This window comes from Kumtagia ephedrae, assembly GCF_003012745.1.
GTDB classification, from domain to species: Bacteria; Pseudomonadota; Alphaproteobacteria; order Rhizobiales; family Rhizobiaceae; genus Kumtagia; species Kumtagia ephedrae.
The window spans coordinates 154,500-171,590 of the sequence record NZ_PXYK01000012.1; the positions used below are offsets into that span (position 1 = coordinate 154,500).

Below are 17,091 nucleotides of genomic sequence, written 5' to 3' on the forward strand. Positions count from 1 at the left end.
ATCCGCCAGGCGACAATCGCCAACGGTTTCGCGTGGCGTGGCGGCCGAAAAGTCCTCCTCGCCCGTGAGGGGTGGGGGTGCGAAGCAGGACAAGGCTTCTGAGATTCCCATATCTGCGCTGCTGTCAGCTGGCGGCCGGGATGACGCCGTAGGTCACGCCCTTCTGGCTCAGCCAGCGGCGGTAGGCGATCGCCGACTTGTCGGCGCGGATCGGCGTCTCGGCGCGCGGGTCGAGCGGCAGCCGCTTCGGGAACTGGTTCTCCAGGATCGGCTTGTCCTGGCCAAAGATGGTCTGCTGGAAGCGCTTGATCACTTTGTCCTCGTTCTCGTCGTCGAGCACGCACAGCATCATGTGCGCGCGCACATGCTCCTGGTCGACCGGCTGCAGGAAGATGGCGATGACGTCGAGGCGCGCCTCGTCGACCGGGCTCGATTTGTAGAGCACCGAGCAATAGGGGTGCGGCACGCGGTAGACGTAGTCGACATCCGCCCCGCCGGTGGAAACGGTCGAGGCCATGGGCTGGAAGAAGCGGCAGCGGGTGGCGAGGATCTCGTCGCGGTCGACCGAGATCTCGACGTCGTATTCCTTCACCTCGGTATGCGGCTCGGCGCCGAGGATGTCGGTATGGACATAGGGGAAGTGGCCCATGTCCAGGAAGTTCTCGATGGCGCGCGGCGCCGAGACGTTGACGCCCATGGTCGCCGCGTTGAGCCGGCGCCGGTCGGCTTCGGCATATTCGGGGATCGGGAACAGGTCGTCCGGCGGGTTTCCCAGCGAGGTCCAGATATAGCCGTAGGCGATCTTTGCGGGCAGCGTGTCAGCGACGGCGGCGACATCGATGCTGCTGCCCGCCGGCAGATCCCGGCGCGACCGCCAGGCGGCCCCGATGCCTGCGCCGTCCACGGCATAGCCGATGCGCTCCTCCAGCAGCACGGTCTCGGCCACGACGCCCGCCGGCGTCTCCGACACCGCGGCGAGCGGGTGCCACAGGTTGAGGATCACCGGATCCTGGCATTTTGGCTGGGTCATCGTCCTCGTTCCATGAAGCTGTCCTTATCCGTCAGGTTCGCGCCGGTATGGCACCATAGGACACCGCATGGTCGCGCAGCCAGCGCCGGTAGAAGACCGAGACCGCGTCGGCGCGGATCGGCGTCTCGGCGCGCGGGTCGAGCGGCAGGCGCTTCGGCATCTGGTTCTCCAGGATCGGCTTGTCCTGGGCGAAGATGAGTTGCATGAAGCTGCGCACGATCGCCGCGTCGATGCCGTCCTTCAGGTAGCAGAGGAAGGGATGGGCGACGCAGTTCTCCTCGTCGACCGGCTGAACAAACAGCGTGATGACGTCGAGGCGGTCCTTCTGCACCGGATTGCTCTTGTAGAGCGCCACCGTGTACGGGCGGATCACCTTGTAGACGTAATCGACGACAAAGCCCTCGCTGGCGGTCGGCGAGGCCACCGGCTGGTAGAACCGGCATTCGGTCGCCAGCAATTCGTCCGCTTCCGTGACCTCGACCTTGTAGGGCGCCACCTCGGTGTGCGGCTCGTCGCCCAGCCAGCCCGTATGCACGAACGGGAAGTGGCCCATGTCCAGAAAATTCTCGACCGCCCGCAGGCCCGACACCTTTACGGCGATCGAGCCGCCGGTGACGAGGTGGCGGTCCGTCTCCCCCGCTTCCGGCACGCCGACGATCGCGCGGTCCGGCGTCCCCAGGCAGGCCCACAGGAAGCCGTAGCGGATTTCCGACGCGACGGCTTCCCCGCTGTCGTCGCGCACGACATCGCGGCCATGGCGACGGCCCGCTTGGATGGTGAGGTCGATCCCCAGCAGGCGAGTGCGGAACGGCACCTCGGCCGACAGATTGGCCAGGTCCGCCACCACATGCCAGTCGTTTAGAAGAACGTCGTCGCTGCAAAGGGCGGTGTTGCTCATCGCACCCTCCTGGCTAGCACTTCCCCATGAACCTAGCTCTGTTATGGTCTCATTGGAACCACAGGATTGGATATCAATCAATGAGATTCTGTCTGTCAAAGTAAGATTTTTGATTGACAGCTTGGATTGATTGAATACCCATAAGCTGGATCGAGGCTCCGGATAGCAAAGGCATTCACGCCGCAGCGGGGCCGAGGCAATGCCGCCGGGCGGATGACGGCCCGGCGAGGGGAACCGTTCATGAGCAGCCGCTCGCAGGCGATTGCCGACATACTGACCCGGGCGATCATTGATCACCGGCTGGTGCCCGGTTGCAAGCTGGGCGAACGGGAATTGTCCGAAATATTCCACGTCAGCCGCATCGTCGTGCGCCAGGCGCTGATCCGCCTCGCCGACGACGGGCTGGCGCAGATCGAGCGCAATCGCGGCGCCTTCGTCGCCCGCCCCAGCATGCAGGAGGCGATGGAGATCTACGACGCGCTGACGCTGGTCGAGCAGGGCGTCGCCGCGCAGCTCAGCGAACGGCTGGGCCCGGCCGGCTGGGCGGAGCTGCGCCAGCATGTCGAGCGCCAGCGCCAGGCCGTGGCCGCCGGCAACGACGCGCTGGCCGACGTGCTCGGCCAGGAATTCCACACCGTCTTCGTGCGTCTCAGCCGCAACAAGGTGATGCAGGAGATCCACGCCCAGTTGGTGCGCCGCACCACGTTGCTGCGCTCGCTCATCACCGCCGATTTCGACTACTGCAACCTGCTCGACGACCATTCGCGCATCGTCGACCTGCTCGAGAAGGGACGGCTGAAGCCGGCGATGGATCTGATCGACGCGCATCACCGCAGCGTGGTGCGCGGCTACATCATGGACCGGCAGGTCTTTCCGGAGCTCACGCCGCGCGACGCGCTGGAACCCTATCTCGACGGCAAGACCGGCGAAGCACCGAAATCCCTATCGCAAACGCAAATAAAGACGGGAGAAAAGGACGAACCGGGGATGCATCGCCACGTCCACGCGTCCAGATAGGCCCGGCGGCCGAAGCCGGGCACCGACAGCATGACCAACAGAGGGTTATCACCATGTCCAACGTAACCAGAAGACAGTTTTTGCATTATTCCGGAGCGGCCGGCGCCGCACTCGCCACCGGCGGGCTCGCCGGTGGCGCCAGCGCCCAGGAGCCGCTCAAGATCGGCGTCGTCTATGTCTCGCCGATCGCCGAGATCGGCTGGACCAAGCAGCACAGCCTTGGCGTCGACGCCATCAAGGCGGAGTTCGGCGACAAGGTCGCCATCACCGTGCTCGACAACATCTTCATGCCGCAGGACGCCGAACGCGTGTTCCGCGAGCTCGCCGCCTCCGGCAACCAGCTCATCTTCGGCACCAGCTTCTCGCACGGCACGCCGATGCAGAAGGTGGCGCCGCGCTTCCCGAAGGTTGCCTTCGAGCATTGCTCGGGCATCGTCCACCTCGCCAATCTCGGCACCTTCGAGGCCAAGTATTACGAAGGGACCTTCGTCGCCGGCGCGGCCGCCGGCCACATGAGCAAATCCGGCAAGATCGGCTTCATCGGCGGTTTCCCGATCCCGGACATCGTCGGCCCCGCCAACGCGCTGCTGCTCGGCGCCCAGAGCGTCAAGCCGGAGATCACCTGCAACGCCCTCTTCCTCAATTCCTGGTTCGATCCGGGCAAGGAGAAGGAGGCCGCCAACACGCTGCTGTCGCAAGGCTGCGACGTCATCTGCTCGATGACCGACACCGCCACCGGCGTGCAGGTGGCCGGCGAGGGCGGCGCCTGGTCCATCGGCTACGCCAGCGACATGGCCAAGTTCGGCTCGGGCAAGCAGCTCACCGCCTTCACCCTCGACTGGGCGAGCGACTATCTGCGCGCCGCCAGGGCGGTGGCCGCCGGCGAGTGGAAGCCGGAGGTGCATTGGGACGGGCTGGCCGCCGGCGTGGTCAAGATGGCACCCTACAACGAGGCGATCCCCGCCGACGTGGTGGCCAAGCTGAAGCAGCTCGAGGCGGATGTCGGCGCCGGCAAGATCCATCCCTATGCGGGCGAGCTGAAGGATCAGGACGGCACCGTCAAGGTCGCCGCCGGCTCGGTGCTGCCGGACCCCGACATCCGCGGCATGAACTGGTTCGTCCAGGGCATGATCGGCAAGCTGGGGTAGGCGCGGGCGCCATCTTCTCCCTTGAGGGCAGGGCTATCGCATATATGAGTTTACCCCCACCCCTAGCCCCTCCCCACAAGGGGGAGGGGAACCGGCTGACCTCTCCGCTATGTGCCAATCGTCAACGGTTTCGTATGGCATCGCGGCCGCAAAGTCCCCCTCCCCCTTGTGGGGAGGTGTCAGGGGTGGGGGTAAGAAGCGACGAAATCCATCGCCGTTTGCCATATGCGATAGCCCTGCCCTCGAGGGGGAGATGGCCGCGCAGCGGCCAGAGGGGGTCGGTCAAGGCAGTGCGGGGCGCGAAGAGACCGTCGAGAGCACTGCCGCAACGACCCCACCCCGGTTCGCGGTTCTCCGCCTCGCTCCGACCGCTCACCGACCCTCCCCGCAAGGGGGAGGGCAAGCCCCCCGCGGCAAAGCCCCACCCACCCGCAAGGTAGGTCCCCGATGATCCCGCGCCTCGAACTGCGCAACATCTGCAAGAGCTATCCCGGCGTCGTCGCCAATGACGACATCTCGCTGTCGATCATGCCAGGCGAGATCCATGCCGTGCTCGGCGAGAACGGCGCCGGCAAGTCGACGCTGATGAAGATCATCTATGGCGCCGCCCAGGCCGATTCCGGTGAAATCTATTGCGACGGCAGGCTGATCGCGGCGCACGACCCGGCCAGCTCGCGCGCCCTCGGCATCGAGATGGTCTACCAGCATTTCGCGCTGTTCGAATCCGTCACCGTGGTCGAGAACATCGCGCTGTCGCTGCCGGGCCGCTTCGACCTCGACGCGCTCGCCGCGCAGATTACCGACCTGTCGCAGCGCTACGGCATGCCGATCGACCCGCGCCGGCGCGTCCACGACCTGTCCGTCGGCGAGCGCCAGCGCGTCGAGATCGTGCGCTGCCTGCTGCGCTCGCCGAAGCTGCTCATCCTCGACGAGCCGACCTCCGTTCTTACCCCGCAGGCGGTGGTGAAACTGTTCGAGACGCTGCGCCAGCTCGCCGCCGAAGGCTGCTCCATCGTCTACATCAGCCACAAGCTCGACGAGGTCCAGGAGCTCTGCGATTCCGCCACCGTGCTGCGCAACGGCCGAGTGACCGGCACGGCGAAGCCGAAGCAGACCACCTCGCTGGAGCTCGCCCGCATGATGGTCGGCTCGCAGCTGCCCGAGATGCATGTCAGCCCGGCAATGCCGGGCGAGACGCCGGTGCTGGAGGTCCGCGGCCTGACCGCCGCGCCACGCGACCGCTACGGCGTCGCCTTGGAAGGTGTCTCCTTCGCCGTCCATGGCGGCGAGATCGTCGGCCTCGCCGGCATCTCCGGCAACGGCCAGGCCGAGCTGGTGGCACTGCTCAGCGGCGAGCGGACGCACGCGGACCCCGACGCGATCCGCATCGGCGGCAAGCCCTCGGCGCATCTCGGCGCCGGCCAGAGACGCAGGCTCGGCATGGCCTTCGTGCCGGAGGAGCGGCTGGGGCGCGGCGCCGTGCCGCCGCATGCGCTGTGGCAGAACGCCGTGCTGACCGGCCACCGCACCGGCATCGTCCGCAACGGGCTGGTCGACCGCGGCAAGGCCGCCGCCTTCGCCAAGGGCGTCATCGACCGCTTCAAGGTCAAGGCAAACGGCCCGCAGGCCAGCGCGCAGAGCCTGTCCGGCGGCAACCTGCAGAAATTCATCGTCGGGCGCGAGATCGCGCTCGCGCCGAAGCTGTTCCTGGTGTCGCAGCCGACCTGGGGCGTCGACGTCGGCGCGGCCGCCTTCATCCGCCAGACGCTGGTCGATCTGAGCCGTGCCGGCGCGGCGGTGCTAGTGGTTTCGGAGGAACTCGACGAGCTCTTCGAGATCTGCGACCGCCTGCTCGTCATCTGCCAGGGCAAGGTATCGCCGCCGCTGATCCGGCGCCAAACCAACCGCGAGGAGGTCGGTCTGCTCATGACCAACCGCGCCAGCGGAACGAAAGGGAAAGACCTTGCGCTTCAGGATTGAGCAGAGGCCCGAGCCGTCCGCGATGATGCGGGTGGCCGCGCCGGTGATCGCGGTCGTGCTGACGCTGGCGGTCGGCTCGGCGCTTTTCGCCGCGCTCGGCTACGATCCGCTGGCGACGTTGCACGCCTTCTTCGTCGCTCCGCTCAGCTCGGTCAACGGGCTGTCCGAATGGCTGCTGAAAGCCTCGCCGCTGATCCTGATCGCCTGCGGCCTGGCCGTCGGCTTTCGCGCCAATGTGTGGAACATCGGCGCCGAAGGCCAGCTCATCGCCGGCGCCATCGCCGCCTGCGGCGTCGGCCTGTTCTATCCCAATCCGGAAAGCCCGATGCTGCTGGCGCTGATGGTGCTGGCCGGCGCCTTGGCCGGCATGGCCTGGGCGGCCATCCCCGCCTTCCTCAGGGCGCGGATGAACACCAACGAGATCCTCGTCACGCTGATGCTCACCTATGTGGCGACGCTGCTGCTGTCGTGGCTGGTGCACGGGCCGTGGCGCGATCCGGCCGGCTTCAACTACCCGCAGACGGCGCTGCTGCCGGCCGCCGCCATGTTCGAGCCCTTCGACTACGCCTACCGGCTGAACCCCTCCATTTTCCTCACCGTGGTCGCGGTGTTCCTGATGTGGCTGTTCGCCGACCGCAGCTTCATGGGCTACAAGATGTCGGTCTCCGGCGCCGCCCCGCTCGCCGCGCGCTATGCCGGCTTTCGCGAATCCTCGGCGGTGTGGATCGGCCTGCTCGCCGGCGGTGCGGCGGCCGGCATCGCCGGCATGGCCGAGGTCGCCGGCCCGCTCGGCCAGCTGTCGCCGCAGATCTCCCCGGGCTATGGCTTCGCCGCGATCATCGTCGCCTTTCTTGGCCGGCTCAACGCCTTCGGCATCGTGCTCGGCGGCCTGCTGATGTCGCTGCTCTTCCTCGGCGGCGAGGCCATCCAGATGAATCTCGGCCTGCCCTCGGCGCTGACGCGCATCTTCCAGGGCATATTGCTGTTCTTCCTGCTCGCCACCGACTTCTTCATCTTCTACCGGCTGCGCCGGCTTCCGGAGCATGCCTGATGGACCTGTTCGTCGCCATCTTCGCCGGCACCGTCATCGCCGCCACGCCGCTGATCTTCGCCGCGCTCGGCGAGCTGGTGGTGGAGAAATCCGGCGTGCTCAATCTCGGCGTCGAGGGCATGATGCTGATGGGGGCGGCCTTCGCCTTCTGGGCCGTCATCGCCGGCCTGCCGATGCCGGTTGCCATCCTCGCCGGCGGCCTGGCGGGTGCGGCCGCCTCGCTGCTGTTCGGCGTGCTGGCGCTCACCTTCCTCACCAACCAGTATGCCGCCGGGCTGGCGCTCGCCATCTTCGGATCGGGCGTCTCGGCCTTTCTCGGCCGCAATTTCGGCTCGGCGCCGATCGACGCGCTGAAGCGCATCCAGGTGCCCGTCCTCTCCGACATCCCGGTGATCGGGCCGATGGTCTTCCGCTTCGACCCGATGGTCTATTTCGCGATCGCCTGCTTCCTGGTCATCACCTGGTTCCTCTACCGCACCAAGGCGGGACTGATCCTGCGCACCGTCGGCGAGTCGCCCGAGACCGCGCACGCCATCGGCTTCCCGGTCATCCGCATCCGCTATCTCGCCGTGCTGTTCGGCGGGCTGATGGCCGGCCTCGGCGGCGCCTATCTGTCGGTCGCCTACACGCCGCTCTGGGTCGAGAACATGACCGCCGGAAAAGGCTGGATCGCGCTGGCGCTGGTGGTGTTCGCCACCTGGCGGCCGCTGCGCGTGCTGCTCGGCGCCTGGCTTTTCGGCGGCATGACCATATTGCAGCTGCAGGGCCAGGCGCTCGGCATCGCGGTGCCGTCCGAGCTGCTGTCGGCGCTGCCCTACCTCGCCACCATCGCCGTGCTGGTCATCATCTCGCAGAACCGGCAGATGCTCGCCCAGCATTTTCCGGCGTCTCTGGCAAAGCCGTTCCGCCCGGCGAGCTGACGTTTCTGGAGGGGTCCGCCAGCCCAACATTGCGCCGCCACGCCGGAGCGGCATGGAGCACTCATTTCTTGCGCTTCAGCGGAAAGGTCGCGTCGCCTTGCTCGTCGCCGGACAGCGGGCGCGGATTGGCGCTGCTCATGCCGTCGTTCCCGGCACCCTTGTGCGAACGGACGAACTGACCCTCGGCGTCGTCCTCGACCTGCTTGCGCCGGCCATTGCCAGCCAATTGCCTCTCGACGATCTTGCGGGAGCCTTCGGCGGGATCCTGTTCGGGATGTCGGTCCTTCGGCATGTCGAGCCTCCTTCACTGGGTGGCATCTCTTCCAAATACGCTTGGCCTTTGCAGCGGCGTGGTCACTTCCCCAAACCTGCCCGGACGCAGAACCGTCTGGCGATTTCTTTGTTCCGGACTGGAGCGCAATCTGCCGTGTGTGGAACAAGTAAGCCGCCCCTCCGTTGCAAAGTAGAAATTGGCCAAAACGGCGGAAGCAATGGATCGAGATGGATGGTTCCATCGCCGGGTTGCTTTCGCCGAAGATGTGGTTGGTGATTACGATGCTTGGGCCTTTTACGGAATTGGACAGGATCGCTCAGGACAGGGGCGAAGGGCTTCGACCTGAACTTCGGACGTTCTTCGAGCGCCTCGACGCAATCGAGACGGCAGACAACGTCGTGGCGATCGATGAGCGCCGCCGCCCTGCCGCACATGCCGCCAAGACCGAGGCGGAGGGTTCGTCCCGCCGGCCCGGCAAGCTGCTCGCCTTCCGCCGGCGCCAGTCATGACCCGCCCACCGGACAAGGAGCAGCAGCTCGAACATCTTGCGGCGCTCGCCGATGCGCCGCCGGCCCTGCCGGACGAGCGCACCCGCAACTTTCTCGACAACTGGATCGATGCGAATGTCGTCCATGCATCGCGGGATCCCGAGGACGCGGACGTCCTGCAACGGCGCTTTCTGACCGACGCCGTCGCCGCCGGGCTGACGCTCGACGAGGTCAACGATGCCTGGCCGCGGGTCGAGCGGCGTATGGCGGAGGCGAAGCGGCGCTGGGCCGCCCGGCAGCCGTGCCGGTGACGTCAAGGCGTGCAATGAGCGCCATCCAGCCGAGCTTTCTTGCCGACGACCTGCCTGACGGCTTTGCCTACCGGCCGGGTCTGATTTCGGCGGCGGAGGAGGGCGACCTCGTCGCCGGCTTCGCCCGGCTCGACCTGAAACCGTTCGAATTCCAGGGCTATCTCGGCAACCGCCGCGTCGTCACCTTCGGCCTGCGCTACGACTTCCAGGCGGGAGCGCTGCAACAGGCCGCGCCCATCCCGGATTTCCTGCTGCCGCTGCGCGAGCGCGCCGCCGGTTTCGCCGGTCTTCCGCCGGCGGCCTTGCCGCATGTGCTGGTCACAGAATACGCGCCGGGTGCCGCGATCGGATGGCACAGGGACCGGCCGGTCTTCGGCGACGTGATCGGCATCTCCTTCGTCTCGCCATGCCGCTTCCGGCTCCGGCGGCGTGCCGGCGCCAGGTGGCAGCGCGCCGCCGTCCTGCTGGAGCCGCGCTCGGCCTACCTGCTGCGCGGCGAGGCACGTACGGTGTGGGAGCACAGCATCCCGGCCGGCGAGGCACTGCGCTATTCCGTGACATTCAGGTCGCTGAAGCGGCCGGAAGGCTGATGGCACGGTTGAGCACGCCGTTCGGGCTGTTGCGTGCATCCCTTCACCGGCCGAGCCGGCGGCCAGTGATCACGCTCTTATATCGGATATCCTCAGGTTCCGCAGAAGGTCTGCAAAACCCGCTCGTGCTGCTGCGGCGGCAGCGCGTAGGCGGCGCGTTCCGGCTGCTCGTCGAACGGCCGGATGATGACTTCCAGCAGTTCCTCGAAAGGCCGGAAGTCGCCGCCCTCGACGGCCGCCTTGATCACCGCCTCGACACGGTGGTTGCGCGGGATGTATTTCGGGTTGGTTGACAGCATCACCTTGCGGCGCTCGGCGGTTTGCGTCGGTTCCTGCGCCAGCCGCTGCCGCCAGCGCTCGGCCCAGTCCTGAAATTCCTTCGGCTCGGCGAAGAGGCGTCCGACGGAATCCTCGCCGGCAGACCCGTCGATCTCGTCGGCCAGTCCCCGGAAGGTCAGCATGAAATCGGCCTGGTTGCTCGCCATGATCGCCAGAAGATCGCTGACGAGTTGCAGGTCGCCGTCCTGGTCGGCAAGCAGTCCGAGCTTCAGCCGCCAGCCGTGGTGGAAGGTCGCGTCATAGGCCGACTGGAACGTCTTCAGCGCGCCCTCGGCCATCCGGACCGCCTCGTCCTGGTCGTCGTTGAGCAGCGGCAGCAGCGTCTCGGCGAAGCGTGTCAGGTTCCAGGCGGCGATACGCGGCTGGTTGGCATAGGCATAGCGGCCCTGCATGTCGATCGAGCTGAACACCGTGCCGGGATGGTACTCGTCCATGAAGGCGCACGGGCCGTAATCGATCGTCTCGCCGGAGATCGTCATGTTGTCGGTGTTCATCACGCCGTGGATGAAGCCGACCAGCATCCAGCGCGCGACCAGGTCGGCCTGCACGGCGATCACCTTCTCCAGCAGGGCGAGATAAGGCTGCTCGCGCTCCGCCAGGTCCGGGAAATGCCGGCCGATGGCGTGGTCGGCCAGAATCCTGATCGCCTCCACGTCCTGCCGCACGGCGAAATACTGGAACGTGCCGATGCGGATATGGCTCGCCGCGACGCGCGCCAGCACCGCGCCGGGCAGCGGCGTCTCGCGATAGACCGGATCGCCGGTCGCCACGGCGGCAAGCGTGCGCGTCGTCGGGATGCCGAGCGCCGCCATCGCCTCGCTGACGACATATTCGCGCAGCACCGGGCCCACGGCGGCGCGCCCGTCGCCGCCGCGCGAGAAAAGCGTCCGTCCGGAACCCTTGAGCTGCAGGTCGCGCCGCTTGCCGGACGTGTCGATGACCTCGCCGATCAGCAGCGCCCGGCCGTCGCCGAGCTGCGGCACGAAATTGCCGAACTGGTGGCCGGCATAGGCCTGGGCGATCGGCTCGGCGCTCGCCGGGAAGCCGTTGCCGGCCAGCATGCCGATTCCGTCCGGGCTTTCCAGCCAGGCGGCATCGAGCCCGAGTTCCGCCGCCAGGGGCCGGTTGACGCGGATCAGCTTCGGCGCCGATACCGGATTGTCGGCGGGACGGGCGAAGAACCGGTCCGGCAGCCGCGCATAGCTGTTGTCGAAGACGGGCGGACCGGCTTGCGCCCGTGCCTCGGTCCGTCTCGCCGCCATCGGTTCCGCCATGGGCCTGCTTTCCAATTGAGCCGTGCCTCTAGATAACAGGCTCCTGCCCGGATCGTTCAATCGATCCGCCTGTTCCTAATATAGGCCATGAGGCGCAGACATGCTCTTCTTCACGAGCGACACGCATTTCGGCGACCCGCGCATCCTCAGGATCGATCGCAGGCCGTTCGCCTCGCTTGCCGCGCATGACGAGGCGCTGGTCGGGCTGTGGAACGAGACCGTGGGGCCGGACGACGAGCTCTGGCATCTCGGCGACTTCGCCCTCGACGGCAAGGGCCGCGTCGATGCGCTGCTGTCGCGGCTCAACGGCCGCAAGCATCTGATCGTCGGCAACAATGACGGCGCCGAGACCACCGGCGCGGCCGGCTGGGCGAGCGTGCAGCACTATGCCGAGCTCAGGATCGACGGCCATCACCTGATCCTCTGCCACTATCCCTTCCGCACCTGGAACCAGATCGGCAGGAAGTCGATCGACCTGCACGGCCATTCGCACGGCCGGCTGAAACCGCTCACCCGCCAGTACGATGTGGGTGTCGATGCCCGGGATTTCCGGCCGGTGACGCTGGGCGAGATCCTGGCGTCGCGGGGGAGGCGACGAAAAGCGGAATGAGGATGGCGGGACGGCGACGATCCAGGAGCCGGTGACGGCGACCGTCAGTCTGCTTCGCCGATCTTGCCGCCCAATCCCGTCATCAGTCCCATGAACTCCGGAAAGCTGGTGGCGATCATGGTCTGGTCGTCGACCGTCACCGGCTTTTCGGCGGCAAGGCCCATGACCAGGAAGCTCATGGCGATGCGGTGGTCGAGATGCGTCGTCACCGTGCCGCCGCCGAGATTTTTGCCACCCGGCACGCCACGTACGGCAAGCGTATCCTTGCCCTCGGTGCAGTCGACGCCGTTGGCCGCCAGCCCGCGCGCCACCGCGGCGAGGCGGTCGCTTTCCTTCACGCGCAGCTCTTCGAGGCCGAGCATCACGGTCTCGCCCTCGGCGAAGGATGCTGCGACGGCGAGCACCGGATATTCGTCGATCATCGATGGCGCGCGCTCGGCCGGCACCGTGACGCCCTTCAACTCGGACGAGCGCACGCGCAGGTCGGCGACGTCCTCGCCGCCGGCGTTGCGCGGGTTCACCAGCTCGATCGAGGCGCCCATCTCCAGCAGCGTGGCGATCAGCCCGGTGCGGGTCGGGTTCATCAGCACGTTCTCGATGATGATATCCGAGCCCGGCACGATCAGGGCCGCAACCAGCGGGAAGCCGGCTGAGGACGGATCGCCCGGCACCGCGATCACCTGGCCGGAAAGCTTGCCCTGGCCCTCGATGCGGATGTGGCGCACGCCGTCGCGGTCGGTCTCGACCTCCAGGCTGGCGCCAAAACCCTTCAGCATCTTCTCGGTATGGTCGCGCGTCATCACCGGCTCGATCACGGTGGTCACGCCCGGCGTGTTGAGACCGGCGAGCAGCACCGCCGACTTCACCTGCGCCGAGGCCATCGGCACGCGATAGGCGATCGGCGCCGCCTGGCGCGGGCCGCGCAGGGTGAGCGGCATGCGGTCGCCCGGGGCGGCGTCGATCACCTGCACGCCCATCTCGCGCAGCGGGTCGAGCACGCGGCCCATAGGCCGCTTCGACAGCGAGGCGTCGCCGATGAAGGTTGTCGTCATGTCGTAGGTGCCGACCAGGCCCATGGTGAGGCGCGAGCCGGTGCCGGCATTGCCGAAGTCGAGCGGCGCCGCCGGCTCGAGCAGGCAGCCATTGCCGGTGCCCTGGATGATCCATTCGTTGCCGCGCTTCTCGATCGCGGCGCCCATCGCCTTCATCGCCTCGCCGGTGCGCATCACGTCCTCGCCCTCGAGCAGGCCGGTGATGCGGGTCTCGCCGGAGGCGAGGCCGCCGAACATGAAGGAGCGATGCGAGATCGACTTGTCGCCGGGCATGCGGACCCTGCCGTTGAGCGCAGGCGATCTGCTGGCCGTTGCCGGCCGTGCGCTGCCATGGTGGGACATTGTGTTGGACCTCGTTCGGCGGACCGCCCGTGGGGCGGCGAGGGTGGCTCGGTTTGCGCCGGTCTCCTAACACAGCCTGGCGCGATGGTCATCCCCTCGCCGAATGCGCCCGAAAGCGAGGCTTTCCAGAGAAAAGCCGGAGATTTTTTGGCTTTGACAGGTCAAGGAACTGCGGTTATGGGGTCCGTTCTTTCTGACGAGGCTAACCGTGGCAAAATCCGAACTCGGTACAAAACGCATAGACCCGGAAACGGGCCGGAAGTTCTACGATCTGAACAAGGATCCGATCGTTTCCCCCTACACCGGCAAGGCCTATCCGCTTTCCTATTTCGAGAGCGCCGGCAGCAAGACGGTGGAGGAAGAGGAGGTCGAGGAGCGCGAAGTCGATTCCGAGGACGAGAGCCCGGAAGTCGTTTCGCTCGAGGAGGCCGATGACGAGGCGAAGGGCGGCGACGACCTTCCCGATCTCGGCGACGACGAAGTCGATCTCGGCGACGACGACGAGGCCGATGTGTTCCTCGAGGACGAAGAGGAAGACGGCGACGACGTCACCGGCATCGTCGGCGTCGGCGACGACGACGAGAATTGAGAAGCGCGGGCTGCGGCCTGGCGCCGCGGCCCGAACAAAAAGCCTCGAAGAGAGGCTTGATCTTGAACGATGGCGGCGCTAGAAGCCGCCATCACGACGGTCCCTCGGGATCGTTCCCACGCCCGCCACGGGCGCCGGCCTTGGCCGGAAAGACGGGGCCATAGCTCAGCTGGGAGAGCGCCTGCATGGCATGCAGGAGGTCAGCGGTTCGATCCCGCTTGGCTCCACCAACTCTTTTTCCAGACGACTTTTCCCGCAAGCCATCGGTTTTTCGCGACGAACAGGCGGATTTTTATCCGCAGACACGCTGGAAATCGGGACTGTTTGGCCGATTTCCGACGCAGGTTTTCTCCTGGAGAGCCTCGCTCCGCCTGGCTTGGTCGACGCAATGGTCGGAGCAAGCGACCGGGCTGCTATCCAGGCCGCGCCCAGGACTGAGCTGCTTGGATCAGCCGCCGGCCTTCGCCTTTCCCTCGACATGCGTGCCGGTATCGGCGGAGCCCTGCTTCGCGCTGCTGACCATGTGATCGAACATCGCGTACCAGATCTGCTTCGGATCGACCGCGCCGGCGGCTTGCGGGTCCATGGCCAGGAGCGCCTCGCGGCCGGCCGCCAGCATGGCGGCGTCGGGTTCCCGCAGATGGCCGATCGCCGCCGACAGGCGCTGCATGGCCTCCTGCCGCCGCATCCGCGCATAGTCGCCATAAGCCGCCTTCATGCCGGCGTCCGATCCCGCCGTTTCCCGGAAGGCGAATGGGTCGAGCTCGCCTGCCGCCTGTTCGAGCGCTGTCGTCGTCTTGGTCATCTGCTACCCCGCGTATTCCTTCGACCCGGTCCGGCGCCGTTCCGGCGGGTCCTCGCGCCATGCGAGCGGCAGCGAGGTCCTATCCTCCATCCGGTCGACATGCCAGGCGCTCATGAGCACGCGGCGGCCCTCGGCCATATCGATCTCCCGGCAGGCGGTGAGCTCCGGATAACCCCACCAGTCGGCATGGTCACCGGCCGCCTCCATGGCAAGCCGTCTCGCCTCGGCTTCGCCTTCCGCCAGTAGAATGAAAGAAATCACATCGAGAAACGGGTCGAAACGCCCACGCATGATGGTGTCGAATACATCCATGTACTCTTCATCAGGCTCTCCCGAGAGCACCGACACCATGAAAAGCTTCATCTTTCCTCCCGCCGGCAGCGTCTGGCTGCCCGCAGATGACCAACGCTATTGGGAAGCGATGAAAAGAGCAACTAATTTTGTATGAACCGTGAACGTGCCGGCTCCTTGGCGAACCGCCGCGACATGCGCGATCGAGCCCGTCATGCGGCCGCCACGCAATAGGCGATCAAACTTGCGCTGGCAAGGAACAAGGGCGCGTCTGCCTCATTTCCGAACGACAGGACGGAGCGAAGAAGATGGCGAACACCATTACCCTCACCGACCACGATGCGATCCGCGATTGGGCGGCGGCGCGTGCCGGCTCTCCGGCGCTCATCGATACCTCCACGGAGGGCGGGATGCAGCCCATGCTGGCCATCGTGTTCGACCAGGCGGCCTATCAGGACCAGGACCGGCCGGAACGGCCGGAGAACGCCGGCGGCCGCGAACTCGTCGAGTGGGAGGAGTGGCTCAGGCTGTTCGACGAGCGATCCCTGGCGCTTGTCGTGGCCGAAGACACGCCGGGCCTTCGCGAGAGCTTCTACGAACTCGTCCGCCAATAGGTCCAAACGCGCCGTCCGGGCGCTTTGCGGCCCGCGGCGCCATCCCGGCTGTGTCCGACGTGCCGGGCACAGCCACTGGCTCAAAGGATTTCGCCCGTGAAGAAGCTGCTCGCCGCTGTTGTCGCCCTTGTCGTCATTGCGGTCGTGGCCGCCGGCGGCATCGTCTATCTCTCGCGGGAGGAGGCGACGGTTCCGATCGAGCAAGGCTACGGGCCTGATCCGACCTTGCCGGAACCCAACCCCACCTGGATTCCGACGGTCCATGTCGCCGAGGCCGAGCCGTGGCCGCAAGGGGTGGTGCCGACCGCGGCGGACGGCCTGACCGTCAACGAGTTTGCCGGGGGGTTCGATCATCCCCGCTGGCTGCATGTGCTGCCGAACGGCGACGTACTGGTGGCGGAAAGCAATGCGCCGCCGAAGCCGGACGAGGGCTTCAGCATCCGCGGCTTCTTCATCGATTTTTTCCAGAGCCAGGCCGGCGCAGAAGTGCCGAGTGCCAACCGCATATCGCTGCTGCGCGACGGTGACGGCGACGGCATCGCCGAGACGAAGACGGTGTTCCTGTCGGGCCTGAACTCGCCCTTCGGCATGGCCCTGGTGGGCGGCACGCTCTACGTCGCCAATGCCGACGCGATCGTCGCCTTCCCCTATCAGGAGGGTGCGACCGAGATCACCGCGCCGGCCGAGAAGATCGTCGACCTGCCGGCCGGGCGCAATCACCACTGGACCAAGGACGTGATCGCCAGCCGCGACGGCACCAAGCTCTACGTCACCGTCGGCTCGAACTCGAATGTCGGCGAGAACGGCATGGACGAGGAGGAGGGCCGCGCCGCCGTGCATGAGGTCGACCTCGCCAGCCGGCAGATGCGGCTGTTCGCGTCAGGGCTGCGCAATCCGAACGGCCTGTCGTGGAATCCCGACAGCGGTGCGCTCTGGGTCGCCGTGAACGAGCGCGACGAGATCGGCAGCGACCTCGTGCCGGACTACATGACGTCGGTGAAGGATGGCGGCTTCTACGGCTGGCCCTACAGCTATTTCGGGCAGCATGTCGACGAGCGGGTCGAGCCGCCGAGGCCGGATCTGGTGGCCGAGGCGATCAAGCCGGACTACGCGCTTGGTCCCCATACGGCGTCGCTGGGACTCACCTTCAACACCGGCGACCGGTTCGGACCGCGGTTCAGGAACGGGGCGTTCGTCGGCCAGCACGGCTCATGGAACCGCAAGCCGCGCAGCGGCTACAAGGTGATCTTCGTGCCGTTCAGCAACGGCAGCCCGTCCGGGCCGCCGCAGGACATCCTGACGGGTTTCCTCGGCGAGGACGACGTCGCCCACGGTCGGCCGGTGGGCGTTGCGATCGACCGAAGCGGCGCCTTGCTGGTCGCCGACGACGTCGGCAACAGGATCTGGCGCGTCGTGCCGGCGCAATGACGAAGCAGCATGAACAGCGCGAACGCATCGCGCCGGTAAG

19 protein-coding genes and 1 tRNA gene are annotated in these 17,091 nt (G+C 66.8%); 13 read left to right on the top strand and 7 right to left on the bottom strand.

The genetic code is table 11. The features are described 5' to 3' along the window. Positions 1–124: 124 nt before the first annotated feature. Both C7I84_RS14200 and C7I84_RS14205 read right to left on the bottom strand, forming a co-directional pair. Positions 125–1,030 carry an aromatic ring-hydroxylating oxygenase subunit alpha gene (locus C7I84_RS14200; protein ID WP_106772849.1) on the bottom strand — a complete coding sequence of 302 codons (906 nt, stop codon included), beginning with the start codon at positions 1,028–1,030 and terminating at the stop codon, positions 125–127. A 31-nt stretch (positions 1,031–1,061) separates the two neighbouring features. Next, positions 1,062–1,928, bottom strand: coding sequence for an aromatic ring-hydroxylating oxygenase subunit alpha (locus C7I84_RS14205; RefSeq protein WP_106772850.1), 867 nt, complete (start codon positions 1,926–1,928; stop codon positions 1,062–1,064). 240 nt (positions 1,929–2,168) lie between these two features. On the opposite strand from C7I84_RS14205, the gene C7I84_RS14210 reads away from it, so the two are divergent. The 5 genes from C7I84_RS14210 to C7I84_RS14230 all read left to right on the top strand — a co-directional run bounded on the left by C7I84_RS14210 (position 2,169) and on the right by C7I84_RS14230 (position 8,044). Beyond that, positions 2,169–2,945 (top strand): GntR family transcriptional regulator, encoded by a 777-nt coding sequence (locus tag C7I84_RS14210; RefSeq protein WP_106772851.1) that lies wholly within the window; start codon positions 2,169–2,171, stop codon positions 2,943–2,945. Between the two features lie 53 nt (positions 2,946–2,998). After that, positions 2,999–4,093, top strand: a complete 1,095-nt coding sequence (locus C7I84_RS14215; RefSeq protein ID WP_106772852.1) for a BMP family ABC transporter substrate-binding protein — start codon at positions 2,999–3,001, stop codon at positions 4,091–4,093. Between the two features lie 447 nt (positions 4,094–4,540). Next, positions 4,541–6,073: an ABC transporter ATP-binding protein gene (locus C7I84_RS14220; RefSeq protein WP_106772853.1), complete on the top strand. Its 1,533-nt coding sequence runs from the start codon at positions 4,541–4,543 to the stop codon at positions 6,071–6,073. After that, positions 6,057–7,124: an ABC transporter permease gene (locus tag C7I84_RS14225; protein ID WP_207771001.1), complete on the top strand. Its 1,068-nt coding sequence runs from the start codon at positions 6,057–6,059 to the stop codon at positions 7,122–7,124. The genes C7I84_RS14220 and C7I84_RS14225 overlap by 17 nt, the downstream gene beginning before the upstream one ends. Further along, on the top strand, positions 7,124–8,044 hold the full coding sequence (locus C7I84_RS14230) for an ABC transporter permease (protein ID WP_106772854.1): 921 nt from the start codon (positions 7,124–7,126) through the stop codon (positions 8,042–8,044). Before C7I84_RS14225 ends, C7I84_RS14230 begins: the two co-directional genes overlap by 1 nt. Before the next feature lie 61 nt (positions 8,045–8,105). On the opposite strand, the gene C7I84_RS14235 is transcribed toward C7I84_RS14230, so the two are convergent. Continuing rightward, complete coding sequence (locus C7I84_RS14235) at positions 8,106–8,336, bottom strand: hypothetical protein (RefSeq protein ID WP_106772855.1); 231 nt, start codon at positions 8,334–8,336, stop codon at positions 8,106–8,108. A 209-nt stretch (positions 8,337–8,545) separates the two neighbouring features. Here C7I84_RS14235 and C7I84_RS29695 point away from each other — a divergent pair, with 209 nt between their 5' ends. From C7I84_RS29695 to C7I84_RS30355, 3 genes are read left to right on the top strand one after another with little or no spacing between them, the layout of a single operon-like run. Continuing rightward, positions 8,546–8,827 carry a hypothetical protein gene (locus C7I84_RS29695; RefSeq protein ID WP_133170098.1) on the top strand — a complete coding sequence of 94 codons (282 nt, stop codon included), beginning with the start codon at positions 8,546–8,548 and terminating at the stop codon, positions 8,825–8,827. After that, positions 8,824–9,117 carry a hypothetical protein gene (locus C7I84_RS30350; protein WP_207771002.1) on the top strand — a complete coding sequence of 98 codons (294 nt, stop codon included), beginning with the start codon at positions 8,824–8,826 and terminating at the stop codon, positions 9,115–9,117. The genes C7I84_RS29695 and C7I84_RS30350 overlap by 4 nt, the downstream gene beginning before the upstream one ends. A gap of 14 nt (positions 9,118–9,131) precedes the next feature. After that, positions 9,132–9,707, top strand: coding sequence for an alpha-ketoglutarate-dependent dioxygenase AlkB (locus C7I84_RS30355; RefSeq protein ID WP_207771003.1), 576 nt, complete (start codon positions 9,132–9,134; stop codon positions 9,705–9,707). Between the two features lie 92 nt (positions 9,708–9,799). On the opposite strand, the gene C7I84_RS14245 is transcribed toward C7I84_RS30355, so the two are convergent. Beyond that, on the bottom strand, positions 9,800–11,320 hold the full coding sequence (locus tag C7I84_RS14245; RefSeq protein WP_245428440.1) for a protein adenylyltransferase SelO: 1,521 nt from the start codon (positions 11,318–11,320) through the stop codon (positions 9,800–9,802). Between the two features lie 100 nt (positions 11,321–11,420). Here C7I84_RS14245 and C7I84_RS14250 point away from each other — a divergent pair, with 100 nt between their 5' ends. Further along, positions 11,421–11,930: a hypothetical protein gene (locus tag C7I84_RS14250; RefSeq protein ID WP_106772856.1), complete on the top strand. Its 510-nt coding sequence runs from the start codon at positions 11,421–11,423 to the stop codon at positions 11,928–11,930. 44 nt (positions 11,931–11,974) lie between these two features. Here the strand turns inward: C7I84_RS14250 and aroA are convergent, their stop codons facing one another. Next, complete coding sequence (gene aroA, locus C7I84_RS14255; RefSeq protein ID WP_106772857.1) at positions 11,975–13,324, bottom strand: 3-phosphoshikimate 1-carboxyvinyltransferase; 1,350 nt, start codon at positions 13,322–13,324, stop codon at positions 11,975–11,977. A 208-nt stretch (positions 13,325–13,532) separates the two neighbouring features. On the opposite strand from aroA, the gene C7I84_RS14260 reads away from it, so the two are divergent. Continuing rightward, entirely contained in the window at positions 13,533–13,913 is a 381-nt protein-coding gene (locus tag C7I84_RS14260) for a TIGR02300 family protein (RefSeq protein ID WP_106772858.1), read from the top strand. Positions 13,914–14,067: 154 nt separating this feature from the next. Continuing rightward, a tRNA-Ala gene (locus C7I84_RS14265) sits at positions 14,068–14,143 on the top strand. A 218-nt stretch (positions 14,144–14,361) separates the two neighbouring features. Here the strand turns inward: C7I84_RS14265 and C7I84_RS14270 are convergent. Further along, positions 14,362–14,718 (bottom strand): hypothetical protein, encoded by a 357-nt coding sequence (locus C7I84_RS14270; RefSeq protein WP_106772859.1) that lies wholly within the window; start codon positions 14,716–14,718, stop codon positions 14,362–14,364. A gap of 3 nt (positions 14,719–14,721) precedes the next feature. After that, positions 14,722–15,081 (bottom strand): hypothetical protein, encoded by a 360-nt coding sequence (locus C7I84_RS14275; protein ID WP_106772860.1) that lies wholly within the window; start codon positions 15,079–15,081, stop codon positions 14,722–14,724. Positions 15,082–15,317: 236 nt separating this feature from the next. Here C7I84_RS14275 and C7I84_RS14280 point away from each other — a divergent pair, with 236 nt between their 5' ends. Both C7I84_RS14280 and C7I84_RS14285 read left to right on the top strand, forming a co-directional pair. Further along, a complete protein-coding gene (locus C7I84_RS14280) occupies positions 15,318–15,623 on the top strand; it encodes a hypothetical protein (RefSeq protein WP_106772861.1) in 306 nt (101 codons plus the stop codon). A 144-nt stretch (positions 15,624–15,767) separates the two neighbouring features. Next, entirely contained in the window at positions 15,768–17,051 is a 1,284-nt protein-coding gene (locus tag C7I84_RS14285) for a PQQ-dependent sugar dehydrogenase (protein ID WP_245428443.1), read from the top strand. Positions 17,052–17,091: the final 40 nt, after the last annotated feature.